Origin of the sequence: Streptomyces sp. bgisy159, assembly GCF_965341775.1 — a bacterium.
Lineage (GTDB): Bacteria > Actinomycetota > Actinomycetes > Streptomycetales > Streptomycetaceae > Streptomyces.
The window spans coordinates 1-12,919 of sequence record NZ_CBDQZH010000079.1 but is presented as its reverse complement, the minus strand read 5'-3'; the positions used below and the strand labels follow the sequence as shown (position 1 = coordinate 12,919).

Annotated in this window: 12 protein-coding genes; 2 read left to right on the top strand and 10 right to left on the bottom strand. The window is 68.8% G+C overall.

Translation table 11 applies throughout. From position 1 onward, the window contains the following. Positions 1 to 56: 56 nt before the first annotated feature. Positions 57 to 962, bottom strand: coding sequence for a ParA family protein (locus ACSLTV_RS35305; protein WP_435613658.1), 906 nt, complete (start codon positions 960 to 962; stop codon positions 57 to 59). 318 nt (positions 963 to 1,280) lie between these two features. Then, positions 1,281 to 2,441: a hypothetical protein gene (locus ACSLTV_RS35300; protein ID WP_435613657.1), complete on the bottom strand. Its 1,161-nt coding sequence runs from the start codon at positions 2,439 to 2,441 to the stop codon at positions 1,281 to 1,283. A gap of 347 nt (positions 2,442 to 2,788) precedes the next feature. On the opposite strand from ACSLTV_RS35300, the gene ACSLTV_RS35295 reads away from it, so the two are divergent. Continuing rightward, positions 2,789 to 4,669, top strand: a complete 1,881-nt coding sequence (locus ACSLTV_RS35295; RefSeq protein WP_435613656.1) for a DUF2637 domain-containing protein — start codon at positions 2,789 to 2,791, stop codon at positions 4,667 to 4,669. Positions 4,670 to 4,841: 172 nt separating this feature from the next. Then, entirely contained in the window at positions 4,842 to 5,282 is a 441-nt protein-coding gene (locus ACSLTV_RS35290) for a hypothetical protein (protein ID WP_435613655.1), read from the top strand. Between the two features lie 30 nt (positions 5,283 to 5,312). On the opposite strand, the gene ACSLTV_RS35285 is transcribed toward ACSLTV_RS35290, so the two are convergent. From ACSLTV_RS35285 to ACSLTV_RS35250, 8 genes are all read right to left on the bottom strand, one after another. Next, positions 5,313 to 8,711: a LysM peptidoglycan-binding domain-containing protein gene (locus tag ACSLTV_RS35285; protein WP_435613654.1), complete on the bottom strand. Its 3,399-nt coding sequence runs from the start codon at positions 8,709 to 8,711 to the stop codon at positions 5,313 to 5,315. Further along, complete coding sequence (locus ACSLTV_RS35280) at positions 8,711 to 9,157, bottom strand: TadE/TadG family type IV pilus assembly protein (RefSeq protein WP_435613653.1); 447 nt, start codon at positions 9,155 to 9,157, stop codon at positions 8,711 to 8,713. Before ACSLTV_RS35280 ends, ACSLTV_RS35285 begins: the two co-directional genes overlap by 1 nt. Then, positions 9,157 to 9,600: a TadE/TadG family type IV pilus assembly protein gene (locus ACSLTV_RS35275; RefSeq protein WP_435613652.1), complete on the bottom strand. Its 444-nt coding sequence runs from the start codon at positions 9,598 to 9,600 to the stop codon at positions 9,157 to 9,159. The genes ACSLTV_RS35280 and ACSLTV_RS35275 overlap by 1 nt, the downstream gene beginning before the upstream one ends. Positions 9,601 to 9,614: 14 nt before the next feature. Continuing rightward, positions 9,615 to 10,034: a TadE/TadG family type IV pilus assembly protein gene (locus ACSLTV_RS35270; RefSeq protein WP_435613651.1), complete on the bottom strand. Its 420-nt coding sequence runs from the start codon at positions 10,032 to 10,034 to the stop codon at positions 9,615 to 9,617. Continuing rightward, complete coding sequence (locus tag ACSLTV_RS35265; protein WP_435613650.1) at positions 10,031 to 10,252, bottom strand: hypothetical protein; 222 nt, start codon at positions 10,250 to 10,252, stop codon at positions 10,031 to 10,033. Before ACSLTV_RS35265 ends, ACSLTV_RS35270 begins: the two co-directional genes overlap by 4 nt. A gap of 41 nt (positions 10,253 to 10,293) precedes the next feature. Next, a complete protein-coding gene (locus ACSLTV_RS35260; RefSeq protein ID WP_435613649.1) occupies positions 10,294 to 11,178 on the bottom strand; it encodes a type II secretion system F family protein in 885 nt (294 codons plus the stop codon). Beyond that, the gene (locus tag ACSLTV_RS35255) at positions 11,175 to 12,125 is read right to left on the bottom strand and encodes a type II secretion system F family protein (protein WP_435613648.1); all 951 of its coding nucleotides are present in this window, start codon (positions 12,123 to 12,125) and stop codon (positions 11,175 to 11,177) included. Before ACSLTV_RS35255 ends, ACSLTV_RS35260 begins: the two co-directional genes overlap by 4 nt. Beyond that, the coding region (locus tag ACSLTV_RS35250) for an ATPase, T2SS/T4P/T4SS family (protein WP_435613647.1) at positions 12,122 to 12,919 on the bottom strand (798 nt) is incomplete at its 5' end. The genes ACSLTV_RS35250 and ACSLTV_RS35255, both read right to left, overlap by 4 nt.

Genomic DNA, 12,919 nt, shown 5'->3' with positions numbered 1-12,919 from the left:
CCCCCCCCCCCCCCCCCCCCCCCCCACTGCTGCGTGACTGATTGCGGCGCAATCATTTACCGGCGAGTGAACCCGAGCGCCTGGGTCACCAGGTAGTAGTCATCAGTGGCGGACATCGCCGTTTCAGGGGTGAGCTTCGACGGGTTCTCGGTGCAGGGGTCGTAGAAGCGCAGCGCCTTCTGAGCGGCGTACGCCTCGGGGATGCGGGGGCTCCTGCGCACCGTGGGGAGCACGAGCTCCTCATAGGCTTCCTTTGCCTGCTGCTGACTGTCGTCGTACACGGCGCCCTGGTTGCGGGTTGTCGGGCAGTCCACGATCAGGATGTTGGACAGCTCAGCTGCGGCTCCCATGGCCGAGAAGGTGTCCCGGATTTCGTCGATTTTTGCTTCCATGCGGGTCAGGGCGCGGAGTTCCTTCCAGCCCGGCTTGACGCAGGCTACGACCTCGCTTGCAGCGACGATCGCATTCACGACGATCAAACCGAGGTTGCCGGGGCAGTCAATGAGGATGAGGTCGTAGGTGTCCCGGACCCTTTCGATCTGCGACCGAAGCCAGAACTCTCGGCCTGTCTTCGGCGCGAGCAACTGCTCGGCCTCTTCCAGGGAACTGGACCCCAGCACGACGAAGAGGTTGGGAATCGACTTCGTGCCGTCTTCACCGATCGGGCCGGCCATGGCCTGCACCACAGCGTCCTCGAGCTTGGCTGCCCCGGTGAGAACGTCGTAGAGGTTCGCCTGATTGGGGATGTCATCCGGATTGTCGTAGCCGACGGCTGCTGACGCATCGCACTGCGCGTCGGCATCGATCACCAGTGTGGTGAGACCGAGATCTGCCGCGCAGGCCCCGATATTCACGGCCGAGGTCGTCTTGCCGGCGCCGCCGCTCTGGTTCGTGAGAGCGAGCACGCGGGCGATACGACTGGTGGTTGCCGTTGCAGCGGCGCGGTTTTGGGACGAAGTCATGAGGGAGCCTCCACGAATGATTGCGGCGCAATCAGTCCCGGATGGGGATGGTGCGCGTTATGTCGCGTGATCAACGACTGCAGATGGAAGGGATTGATACCGGGCGGCATGACCTTCTGACAGCGGATCCCGCGTGGTGGTGCTGCTGGCGCCAGTGTTGATTGCGCCGCAATCACAGACCGTTCGAGGCCGGCGCCGTGCTTCGGCGACGGACCCCGAAGACCATGCAACTACCGGGCCGCACGTTACAGGGCCCACCGCCGCAAAAACTAGTCGCCCCACCGGGTTCCACCGGTAGGGCGACTCTGGGCAACTTGTTCAGGAGGAGAGCAGAGCCTTCAGCTCGTCAATCTCATCGGGCTCCAAGAGCTCCATGATGTTGAGCGCCAGATCCTCAACACTGCGCACCACGATCACACCACGCGGCTCGGCATCCGTCGCTACGGGCGTTGCAGCGGCATCTGGCTGCGGAGACTTGCTGTCAGCAGACGTGCTGCCAGTTGGGAGGGATGGTTGGGAAAGGGGGGCTGCAGGCTGCCTACCAGAAGCTTCCGGAGACGGAGTCGTGGCCGACGGCTCACTCGTTCGGGGCTCCGGAAGAGGCGCCACCGCAGGCTCGGCTGCCTCCTCATTGATTGCGCCGCAATCACCGGCTTCCTCGGTTACGGGAATGGCCTGCTGCTCGGCAGGAACCTTGCTGATGACAGCGGCCTGCGCTGAGGTCAGGTCCCCACGTACGAAGGCCTCCTGAAGATCGGGACGCAACCGAGCGAAGACGGTCGCAGCCTCCCGGACGGGAAGGAGGAGCCGCTCCTGTGTGCTGGCGCCGTCCTCGTCGCTGACGTCGAGCAACTGCTGCTCTTTCAGCCAGTGGTCGATGGTCGCCTGCTGGAGAGCGGGCACGAGGCGAAGCAGGGCGACACGATGCGACACGTAGGTCTGAGAGCAGCCGACTCGCTTGGCGAGTTCCCGCTGGGACAGTTGCTTGCCCGCATCGTCCCTCTCGTCGAGGGCCTCCTGGAACTCCAGCGCCTCTTCGATTGGATTGAGGGCCATCCGCTGCAGGTTCTCTTGGATGGCCGCGATACGAAGGCTCGGCACCTCACGACGCACCAGAATGGGCACTTCGGTAAGGCCGGCCCTCAGCGCTGCGGCTAGACGCCGATGCCCGTGGTGGACGACGAACAGCACTCCATCCGCTACGCGAGCCTCCACGACCTCCTTGTGCTGCGGATAGATCTCCACGTAGACATCCGGCGGGATCACCGTCATAGCGGTGTTCATCCCGTCGGTACGGAGCGTGTCAGCCAACTCGTCAATCTTCAGCAGCTTCCTGCGCCCGTTCTCCGGGCTCGGCATCAGCTGATCGGGACGCACGGTCGGCAGCCCCTGCGGTACGAGACGGGCCTGTTGGGTGGCTGCCTTGCGGGCTGCCCTCTCGGCGGCAAGGTCTCGCTTGAGGCCGGGTTTCTGAGGCATGGGCTTCTCCGTGGGGATGCTGAGTTGACGCGGTCGCGAGCTTATCGGCCGCCGACACCCGTACAGCGTTCTCGGGGGTGATTGCGGCGCAATCACCCCCGAGAACCGAGCCCTAACTAGGCCATTTGCGCATCTTCCGGGAACGTAGGACCTGATACATAAGCGCCCTTGGGTCGCGAGGAGACTGGTGGCAGGCCGGAAGGCACGAGAGGTTGAAAAGCCCCTAGATGATCACCATTCGCTTCCGATTGACCGCCCATGCGACGCGAACAGTCCCACCCACGCCTCGTACATGGGAGTGTGAGACCTGAGCACAACGAGCCGAGACATAAGGGAGAGGCAACAACGTGACGGCGGCAGGGAACGGCGTACAACCCGTACTCACCCGGGCGCACCGGATCCTGATTGGCACAGTCGTCACCGGCGCTGTGATCATCGCCGGCATCGGTTTCACAGGGTCCTACGCGGCTGTCCGTGAGCTGGCTATCGCGAAGGGCTTCGGGGACTTCTCCTACGTCTTCCCGATCGGCATCGACGCCGGCATCTGCGTCCTGCTGGCTCTTGACTTGCTGCTGACCTGGATCCGCATCCCCTTCCCGCTGCTGCGGCAGACAGCCTGGCTCCTGACGGCCGCCACCATCGCCTTCAACGGCGCGGCAGCCTGGCCCGACCCGCTGGGCGTGGGCATGCACGCGGTGATCCCGGTCCTGTTCGTCGTCGCGGTTGAGGCCGCCCGGCACGCGATCGGCCGGATCGCCGACATCACCGCCGACAAGCACATGGAGGGCGTCCGCCTCACCCGCTGGCTCCTCTCGCCGATCCCCACGTTCCTGCTTTGGCGCCGCATGAAGCTGTGGGAGCTGCGCTCCTACGAGCAGGTCATCAAGCTCGAACAGGAACGCCTCGTCTACCAGGCCAGCCTCCGCTCCCGTTTCGGCCGCGCCTGGCGCCGCAAGGCCCCGGTGGAGTCGCTTATGCCGCTCCGCCTAGCCCGCTACGGCGTCCCCCTGGCCGAGACGGCCCCGGCCGGCCTTGCTGCTGCGGGCATTGACGAGCTTCCGATTCAGTTCACTGTCGAGCGGACTCCGGTTCCGGCTCAGCGGCAGAGCGCCGAACTCGAGGCCGCCGTCAACCAGGAGAAGGAACTGGCGCCGGTGCGCGGCGTCCAACTCCAGCCGGTGGAGCAACCGCGCACCGCACCCTCGGAGCCATCGCACGGCCTTGCGGACGAAGGGCACGCCCAACACCTCGCCAACGCCTACCAAGACTGGATCGCCGCCTTCGGATTCGAGCCCACCAGCTCGCAGTTCGCTGTGTGGCTCCAAGAACAGTACGGCATCGCCACCGCGGCTGGCGGGCCACTGTCCGACGAACAGCTCGAACCCCTGCTGCAGCTCCTCAAGCAGCGCCACATGCCCGCAGCCGGGGACGGGACCGAACCCCAAGCCCCGAGCGACACGGACGACGGATGGGGTGACTACTTCTACAACGCGTGGCTCGCGTACGCGCAGGAGCACGGGGCGTACCCCGATGCGGACGCCCTCGCCGCGTACGTCTACGAACGGGACCAGATCACCGGCGGCAACGGCCAGCCCATCACAGGCGCAGACCTGGAGTACTTCGTCTCCACCTTCCGGCAGCGCGAGTTCGACGAGACAGAGCCGCCCGCCGACGGGGAAGCCACCGAGCCCGCCGCGCAGGCACCCGTTGGCGAGCCCCTCCCGAACGAGGAGGAGTCTGCGGAGACACCGGCCGGCGTGGGCGCGCACCCTGCCAAGGAGACGCGCAGCCCCCGGGTGAGCGCCCCCATCGACGAGCCGCCGGGCGAGGACGACGCGACCGGGGAGCCCGCCGCGCTCACCACCGTCGACCGCTACTACCTCGCCTGGACCGAGTACCAGACCGAGCACGGCGAGGAACCCAAGGCCGAGCAGCTCTCCGCCTACCTCGCCAGCAAGAAGGGCATGACCGGCCGCGGCGGAAAGCCGGTCAGCCCCTCCACCCTGCGCCGCTACCTCCTGCCGTTCCGCGTCTACAACTTCTGGGCGGAACAGCGGGTGCGCAACGAAACCCCGTCGCTCGACGCCATTGCGCAAGAGTGCGCAGCCCACGGGATCACCGCGCAGCACAACCGGCCCCTCACAGCCGACTACATCGCCGAGCAGGCCGTCGACTTCGAACGGCGCTGGCAGGCACTGACCCGCCACCACGCGCAGCCACAGCAGTAAGAAGCCTCGCCCTGCTCGTCACTGCGCAACAGCAAGCCAGCCAGCGCCAACGGCTGCGCAGTCAAGAAAAAGCGCAGGTCAGCCCAGCATTGCGCAGCCGCGATGCCCATTGCGCAGCCAGGGCGCACAGCGGTCGGCGCACTGCGCACCCGCCACCGAGACAGGAGGAACCATGCGCGCCCTGCGCATTGCCCCCGACACCACCGTCACGGAACTCGACCTGCCCGAGACCGGCGCGCACTCCGCGATCCAAGACCACATCGGAACGACCGACGCGGTTGATCAAGGCGTGTACCACCGACGAGCCATCCTGCACATCCAAGGAGGCGGACGCGCGAACAGGCTCGCGCAGAACATCACCGCATGGGCCCTGGCGAGCGCCTGGCGCGGCATCTCCCTGTACCCGATCCACGGGCCGGTCATCGTCACCGGACGTGCTCAGGACGGGGGAGTGGCTGCCTTGGACGACGACCTGGCCCAGCACGCGCACGCGGTTGCGCAGACCGTACGGGAAACACTGGGGGAGTGGCGCAGCCGGCCGCCCGCGTCCAACGAGGTGGCCCTCAGCGAACTGCTCGCCTACGCGGCCCGAGACGTTGCCCCCAGCCAGTAGCCGCACCGCCCGGCCGTTGCGCACCTGCGGCTACAAGGCCTTGCGTACCGCCGTGCCCGAGCTGTTGAGGAGCTCGTTGATGAGCTGAGAGGTCTCCATCTCCAACGAGCAGTCCAAATCCCGGTTGACCTGTTGCACGCGGGTGATCGCGGTGTGCAGTCCGGAGCGGTTCCCGCGAGCAGCCTCAAGACGCATCCAATCCCTATAGAGGAGCTCCGCCGTAGGGTCGACGTCGAGACCGGTTGCGACGGCCTGGCGGGCGGCGCAGAGGTCGTGGTGGGGGCCTGCGGGGATGCGGTAGGTGGCCACGGTGTGCGCGACGTCGACGATCCGCGTGATCATTTCCTGAGCGTGGGGCTCAGCCCAGGGCAGCGGCCGGCCGCCGAACGGCTTGCCCCGCACCAGAGCCAGAGCCTTCTCCAAGTCGCTCAGGCCGGACGGGCCAAGCGGCAGCGCGCGTTCGACGAGCTGGAGGAAACGGCTCCAGTCGCATCGCACACCGGGAGCGAGCCGGTACGGATCCTCGCCGGCTTTGCGGCGCGGCACATATAGGTTGCCGGACGAGTCGCTGCCCAGGGAGCTGCGCAGACCCTGCATCCGCGCGTTGAGGGTGCTTGTCGACCACGGGCTGACGGGATCCATGTCGGCACACAGCATGTCCGCGCTCCGGCCGGGCCGGAAGTACAACAAGGCGGCCAGCTGCGCCATCCTGGGGCCGTGACCGGTGCTGTCCACGCCCGTCACCTCGACCGGCCCCAGCACCCGGATCTCCGGGGCGTGCAGGTCCTGCGTCTCGCACTCTTCCCCCGCCGGCACCGCAGGCTCCTCGACGGCGGCCCCCGGGGCGTCAGACTCCGCAGCGCTTGCCGCGTTGGTGGAGTCCGTAGCGGCGGGGGAGAGGAGCCGGAGCCCGGATGGATCGGTGCTGGCGGCGAGCAGGGCCGGGAAGACCTCGCTGCTCACGTCCGTTGCCGCCGCCGGTGACGGGATCGAGGCTGCAGTGGTTGCGGGCGCGGACTCCTCCGGCGACGCGTGCTCGGGCTGCTGCGCGCTGTCGAGCTCGTCAGGGACGTCTTCCCAGGGCCCCTCGGCCGGGTGGGACGGCTGCCCGGACACCTTCAACGCGGTGGTGATCTGAAGGTAGGCGGCGTGCTCCAGGCGCTGCACCGTGATGTCGGTGCCGGCGTACTCGAGGGTCTGCGGGTCGCTGAGGGAAGCGTTGAGGATCTCCGCCTCGGGGAAACGAGCAGCCGCCGTACTCGCAGGGGCGATCAGCGCGACGGGTACCGCCCCCGCCCGAGAGATCACGTCGGCGAACTGCCAGGCCGTGTCCTCATCCAAGGAGGACGCACACAGCAGCAGATACGACTGATGCTGAGTCTCGGGCATCTGATGTGCTTCCAACAGGCGTTCGCTCAGATCACGCAGCGCGTGCGTGGCCTGACGCATGTGGGCGATCCGCGCGGTGGGCAGCAGCTGCGGCAGGTCCTCACCGAAGCCGACGGTGACGACCTCGACGTCGGCCGCCCACGGACTCATCCCGAGTTCCAGGGCGAGCGAGGTGCACACCTCGGTGATGTGGACCGGATTGCCGTCCAGCAGCAGCGCGGGCAGCTGCGCGAGGTTGAGCAGCAGCAGGTCGCCCGCCTCGGTGCTGCCGATCGTGACCAGCCCCGGATACGGTGCCGGCACGTCGCGGGCGGCCTCCTCGTCCAGGAGGGCGGCCTCAACGGGCAGGACCCACCAGCCGCCCGGCCCGGCAGTGAAAGGTGCCACGGGTTCCTGTACGAGGTCCTCGGGCAGCACCTGAACCGCGCGGGTCCCGATCCGGGCGGCCCGCAGCGGCGGCAGGACCGCGCCGGCCTCCTGCTGCTGGGCGACGTGGTGGGCCAGGGTCCGCAGCGCCACGTCCAGGCGGGCAGCACCGCCGGGCTCGGCGGCCGCCGCCAACTGCGCCTCCGCCGGGGAGATCTCCGCTGCGATGGCAATCTTCTCGCCCGGCTTGCGGCGTCGGCGCTGCAGCGTCCGGCGCAGGGCGAGCGCCCCGGTGATCGCAGCGGCGAGCAGCGCGCCGGCGCCGAGCACGATACGCAAGTTCAGCGGGCTGCTGGCCGGAGCTGTCGCCGGTGCCTCGGGCGCGGGGGAGGAGGCAGCGGAGCCGGACGGCTCGGCCGACGCCGACGGCGTAGCAGCAGAAGCCGAGGCGCTGGGCTCGGGAGTCGCGGACGCCGCCTCGGACAGTGAGGACTGACCCTGCCCGGACTGCTCGGCCGGACGACTGGACGGCGCGCTGGGTGCCGACGACTGCGGTGCAGGAGCCTGGGTCTGGCTGGGTGCGGGCGCTGGCGCATCCCCCGTGCTGCCGCCCGGCTTCTGCGTGTCGTCGGGGTTCTGGGTGGCCGGGGGAGCGGTGTCCTGGCTGCTGGACTCCTCGCCGTGGCCCCGGTCTTGGGACGGCTGATCGGACTGGGTACCGGGCACGGTGACCTGCTGCCCCGCGTAGATGACGTCGGGGTCGGTTATCTCGGGCAGTCCGTGCGGCTGCGGCTTGCCCCGGCTGGCCTCGAACAGCTGCGGCCAGTTGTCGCCGTCGCCGAGCTCCTTCTCTGCGATCTTCGACAGGTAGTCGCCGGAGTGGACCGTGACGACGTGCCCGCCCTTCTCCTCGGCAGCCGGGGCGCTGTCACTCAGCTGGGTACGGACGCCTCCCGCAGCCGTAGCGGTCTCGGGCATCTGAAGCTGCCAGCCGGGCTGCAGAAAGCTGTTCGCGCGGAAGACCGTGCCGTCGGCCATGGTCCGTCCCTCGTTCAGATCGGCGATCTCCCGCCACCGCTCGCCATCCCCCAACTCGTGTTCGGCGATGCCCCACAAGCTCTCCGCCGGCCGCGTCTCGCGCACCGTGTACATACGCGACGCCGACGTGCTCGCGGAGGATGAGGGTGAGGCCTGGTCGGCTTGGGCGGCTTCCTGCGGGGCATGGGACGCCTGACCCGGCAGAAGTCCCGCCGTGGGAGCTGGCGCGGCCTGGGCATCGGAGGCAAGCGCCGAGCTCGTGGGCAGCAGCACCAGGATGCTGCCGATCAGCAGGGCCGCGGCGCGCTGCGAGGCACCCATCCCTCGCGGGGCGTGCCAGGAACGGCCCCGCATCTGTGCGATCAGCTCGCGAACCGCGCAGAAGCTGAACTGCGCCCACCCGATCCAGCCCACCGCGACGAGCACCAGCAGAAACACGCTGCCGGTGTCCTGCCGGTCCAGCACGTGGGTGAGGTCGTCGTGGGTGGCAGCCCAGATGACCGGGGTGGCCCAAGCCAGCAGCAGCGGCAGCCCGGCGACCGCGGCGGCCAGGACGAGCAGGCTCATCACGGCCTTGAAGACCTGGGCCAGAGTGCGGCCCACCGCCGCGGCGGGGGAGCGGGTGGTGGTGCGCATCAGTTTCCTTCGGGAGCAGTGACGCCATGCAGGAGGGTGGCCTTGCCATGGCCGGTCACCGACAGAGAGCCGATCCCGACCACCGACAGGAACTTCGTGTCGTAGGAGCCGGTGACAGTGACGTTGAGGGTCTTGCCGTCGCCGGACACGCTGACCGTGCCGGTGGCGCCGGCGGAGCTCAGGTAGGCCTGCGCCGCGGCGGCCGCCGCTTGGGGATCGACGGTGATCGCGGTGCCGCTGATGGCATTGGCGGGGTCGATGGCCTGCCCGCCGGCCCGGGCGGCCTCGCCGGCGATGTAGTCGGCGCGCTCGGTGGCGCGCATCTTGCTGCCGCCGTCCACGGCGACGCCGATGATGCCGATCAGCGCCAGCACGCACACGGCGACGAACACGGTGACGCCGCCTCGGTCGTCACCGCGGGCCTGCCGAATCCGGTGCAAGATCATCAGTCACCTCGCTGTCTGTACTGGTCCACTACCGAGGTCGCCGTCGACGTGAGCGTCTTGGCTCCCGGCACGCCCGGCAGCAGCAGATCCGACAGATTGACCGTGCAGGTCACGGTCACGGTGACCGTGCCGACCTGCCCTACCGGCACACTCAGGCCGCCGGTGTTGACGCGGACGGATGTCGACGCGCACTTGATGCCCTGGTCGTTGAGGGACTCCGCGGCTGCTGACTGTGCGGCTCCTTGGGCGGCCGCCGCCGTGCGGTGAATGGATGCCTCCCGGGCCGCGTCCTCAGCCGCAGAGTCGATCTTCGCGCCGGAGGTGACGATCCGGCCGCCGGCGATCGCCAGGCACAGGAACATGATCAGCGACGGGAGGATGATGGCCGCCTCGATCGCGGCACTGCCCTCATCGCTGCGAAGCCTGTGAGCCAGGCGGGCCATGTCTCGCACGTGATTCACTCCCCCGGGACAGTCCAGCGCTCCACCGGGCCGGACGCCGACTGCGTGACCCGCAGGCCCGACAGACCCGGGATCATCGACAGGGCCGTGCCGGATACCTGGACCCGCACTCGCTGCCCGTCGCTGCTGGCGGAAACGCTGTAGCCGCTCAGGCTGTCACCCGCAGTGCGCGCCAGCACGGCCCGCGCCTGGGCTGCGCCGTCGGCCGGACTTGACTGGTAGGCACGGGCGGCGGTGGCGCCCTCGCGGGCGGCGGTCAGGGCGATCTGCCGCGCGTAGTACCACATGGACGCCTGGATGATGGCGACCGTGGCGAGCAGCACGAACGGGAAGATGATCGCCATCTGGATGCTGGTGTCACCGCGGTCGTCGCGCCATCTTCGCCCCTGCCACCAGTCCTTCAGCCGCTCGGTCACAGCCCGTTGAGCTTGCCGTTGTACTTGGCGATCACGACGGCGATAGTCCCGGCGATCAGGACGGCACCGGTGACGGCAGCCACCCAGATGATGACGGTCGTGGTGGAGATGTCGCCGCGGTCCGGTCGGCGGGCGGCCTCCTGCAGGCCTTCCTGCACGCGCGTGGTCAGACGGAGGACCGCGCCGTTGGCGCGGGTGCGGGCTGCGGTGTGCTTCATGTTCCTTACCTCTCTGGAGCGTTGAACGAGTCGGAGTGGTCTCAGACGGTCAGCATGCGGATCACTGCGGGGAAAGCCATCAGCAGCATCACCAAAACGGCCAAGAGAGCTCCCGGCGCGGTCATCTTCTCGCTGGCCGCGTTCGCCTCGGCGGCCTGATCAGCCAGCAGTTCCGCATTGAGCGCCGCGGTACGGGCCCGCAGCGCCTTGTAGACGGCGGCGCCGTCGGTGGCGCTGCCGCGCATGATGTCGGCGACGTCGTCCAGGACGGGCAGGTCGTACTCGTGGGCGAGTTCCGTGAGTGCTTGATACGGCGGGATCTTCTCCAGTCGTGCCCGGCGCAGTGCGCCCTGCAGGTACAGGAAGGGCCAGCCCTCGCCGACCTCGGCGGCCTTCTCCAACGCTTCGGCGGGGCCGGCGTCGGCGGCCCGCTTGAGCGCGACCAGGTCGAGGTAGGCGGACAGGGCGTGCGCGAACTCCTCCCTCGCCCGCTTGGCCTGGTCTCGCACGGCGAGGTCCGGGGTGATGAACAGCAGGGCTGCGACGATGAGTCCGACGCCGGCGGGCACGTAGAACGGCAGGCCGACGCCCGCGATGATCCACGGGATTGTCGCAATCACCGGGCAGAGCAGACCCAGCGCGGCGAGTGCGACCTTCTTGAGCATGAACTGGCCCGGTCCCTGCCCGAGCAGGGCCAGGTTCGTGGTGGGCACCCTCACGCCGGGAAGTCGCTCAAGGCGGGCCAGCAGCCACCGGCCCCACACCTCCTCGCGGTCCAGTTCCGGCTCGGGCATCGTCAACGTGGCCGGGGCACTGCGCTTGAGGGCTGGACCCAATGCTGGCTGGGGCTGCAGCAGTTCCCGGATAAGCAGTGCGACGCCGGCGCCGACCGTGCCGCCGGTCAGAACTACGGGGATCAGGTTCACGAGGCGGCCCCTTCCGGCTCGCGGGCGGCGACCGGCTTCTCCGGCTCCGGCGCGGGCGCAGGCAGCCGGACGGTGCTGGCCGGGTCGGTGACCAGGAAGCGGGGGATGCGGCGGAAGTTGCCCAACTGCCGCATCAGGGCGAGCACGCCGACGAATCCGGCCGTCAGGAAGGCGAGCACGAGCTGTCCCAACAGCGTGGAGTACGGCTTCGTGTAGCTGGGCACGAAGAACCCGGCCACTACGACGCCGACCGTGATGATGGTCATCCACCGCACGGTGGTGCGCGGCTTGGCCCGGTCGGCCTCGATGGCGCGCTTGCGGGCGACCTCCTCGCGGACGGTGCCCGACAGGTCCTCCAAGGCCTGAGCCAGGCCCGGGCCGCGGTCGTTGACGGACAGGATGAGCGCCGCGGTCACCTTGTCCGATGTGACATCGTCCAGTTCGTCGGCGAACGCGCGCAGCGCTCTTTCCGGCCGCCAGCCCAGGCGCAGCCGGTCGGAGAGGTTGATGATCTGCGGGGCGAGTTCGTCCGGCGCGCCCTGACGGCTGGTAATCATCGCCTGTTCCAGGCCCATGCCCAGCCGCAGCAGGCCGGCCAGCCGCTGCGTCCACTCGCTGAGTGCCTCCAGCTGGCCGATGCGCTCCTGCGCCATCTGCGCCGGAGTGATCAGCCAGGGCACGCCGATGACGGCTGCGCCCAGCAGTGCACCGGCGACGAAGTTCCCTGATATCAGCCACACGGCTACGAAGACCACGACGGCCGCGACCACGAGGGTTCGCCGCCGCATCCGGGCGTCCTCGCTCCGGTTCTTCCCGCCGCGCAGGGCCTGCCACCGCTGACGCAGCGGGGCCCGCCGCGGCGCCGTGGTGCCCACGACACCGGCCACGACACCGATCAGCCCGCCGATCACGGCCATGCCGCTCAGCAGCCCGAACAGCAGGGTCATCGGCTCACCCCCACCTTCAGCGGCAACGGCGCCGGCCAGGCTCCGTAGGGCTGTTGCAGCAGCGAGGAGTCGAAGCCGACGCGACGCAGGTCGTCGATGCAGCCCGGGTCCATCTTCGGAACCGCCCGCAGCTCTCCCCACTCGCGGCCGGGGGCGAAGATTTCATTGGTGGCGGGGCGGCCGTTCTCGCCGATGCCTGTCAGTTCCAGGACGTGGGAGACGTAGCGGTGGCGGCGGCCGCCGATCTGCGTCTCGTCCGTCATGTCGACGTACACGATGAAGTCGAGGCCGTTGGCGGTCTGCCGGTAGGCGAGCTGCTCGGAGAGGTTTTCCTGGGCGAGCGCGTACAGCTCGGCGATCCGGTCGAAGATGATGTCCGGCCGCCGCGCGTGGATGGTGCACAGGTTGCCGCCGGAGCCGTTTGTCAACGCCTGCATCATAGCGACGACTTCGGGGCCGCGGACCTCGCCGACCACGATCCGCTCCAGCGACATCCGCAGCGCGGGATGCATCAGGTCCAGGAGCGTGACCTCACCGGCGCCGCGCCCGGTGACGTCCTTCTCCCCGTTGGACTCCCGCCCGACCAGGGAGACGACCTGCTTGTGGTAGCCGTTGGCGTGGGCGAACAGCTCGTCCTCGGTCTGGATGGTCGCGAACCGGCACTCGGGGTCGAACTCCTTGAGCATCGCCCGCATCAGCGTGGTCTTACCGGCCTTTTGCTTCCCCGCGATCATGATGTTCTTCTCGGCGCGTACGGCGGCGCCGAGGAACTCGCGCAGGATCGGGTCGATGGT

Excerpts from the sequence above, each read along its gene's own strand:
- ACSLTV_RS35305 (WP_435613658.1), bottom strand. The coding sequence starts at position 962 with ATGACTTCGTCCCAAAACCGCGCCGCTGCAACGGCAACCACCAGTCGT.
- ACSLTV_RS35300 (WP_435613657.1), bottom strand. The coding sequence starts at position 2,441 with ATGCCTCAGAAACCCGGCCTCAAGCGAGACCTTGCCGCCGAGAGGGCA.
- ACSLTV_RS35290 (WP_435613655.1), top strand. The coding sequence starts at position 4,842 with ATGCGCGCCCTGCGCATTGCCCCCGACACCACCGTCACGGAACTCGAC.
- ACSLTV_RS35285 (WP_435613654.1), bottom strand. The coding sequence starts at position 8,711 with ATGCGCACCACCACCCGCTCCCCCGCCGCGGCGGTGGGCCGCACTCTG.
- ACSLTV_RS35280 (WP_435613653.1), bottom strand. The coding sequence starts at position 9,157 with ATGATCTTGCACCGGATTCGGCAGGCCCGCGGTGACGACCGAGGCGGC.
- ACSLTV_RS35275 (WP_435613652.1), bottom strand. The coding sequence starts at position 9,600 with ATGGCCCGCCTGGCTCACAGGCTTCGCAGCGATGAGGGCAGTGCCGCG.
- ACSLTV_RS35265 (WP_435613650.1), bottom strand. The coding sequence starts at position 10,252 with ATGAAGCACACCGCAGCCCGCACCCGCGCCAACGGCGCGGTCCTCCGT.
- ACSLTV_RS35255 (WP_435613648.1), bottom strand. The coding sequence starts at position 12,125 with ATGACCCTGCTGTTCGGGCTGCTGAGCGGCATGGCCGTGATCGGCGGG.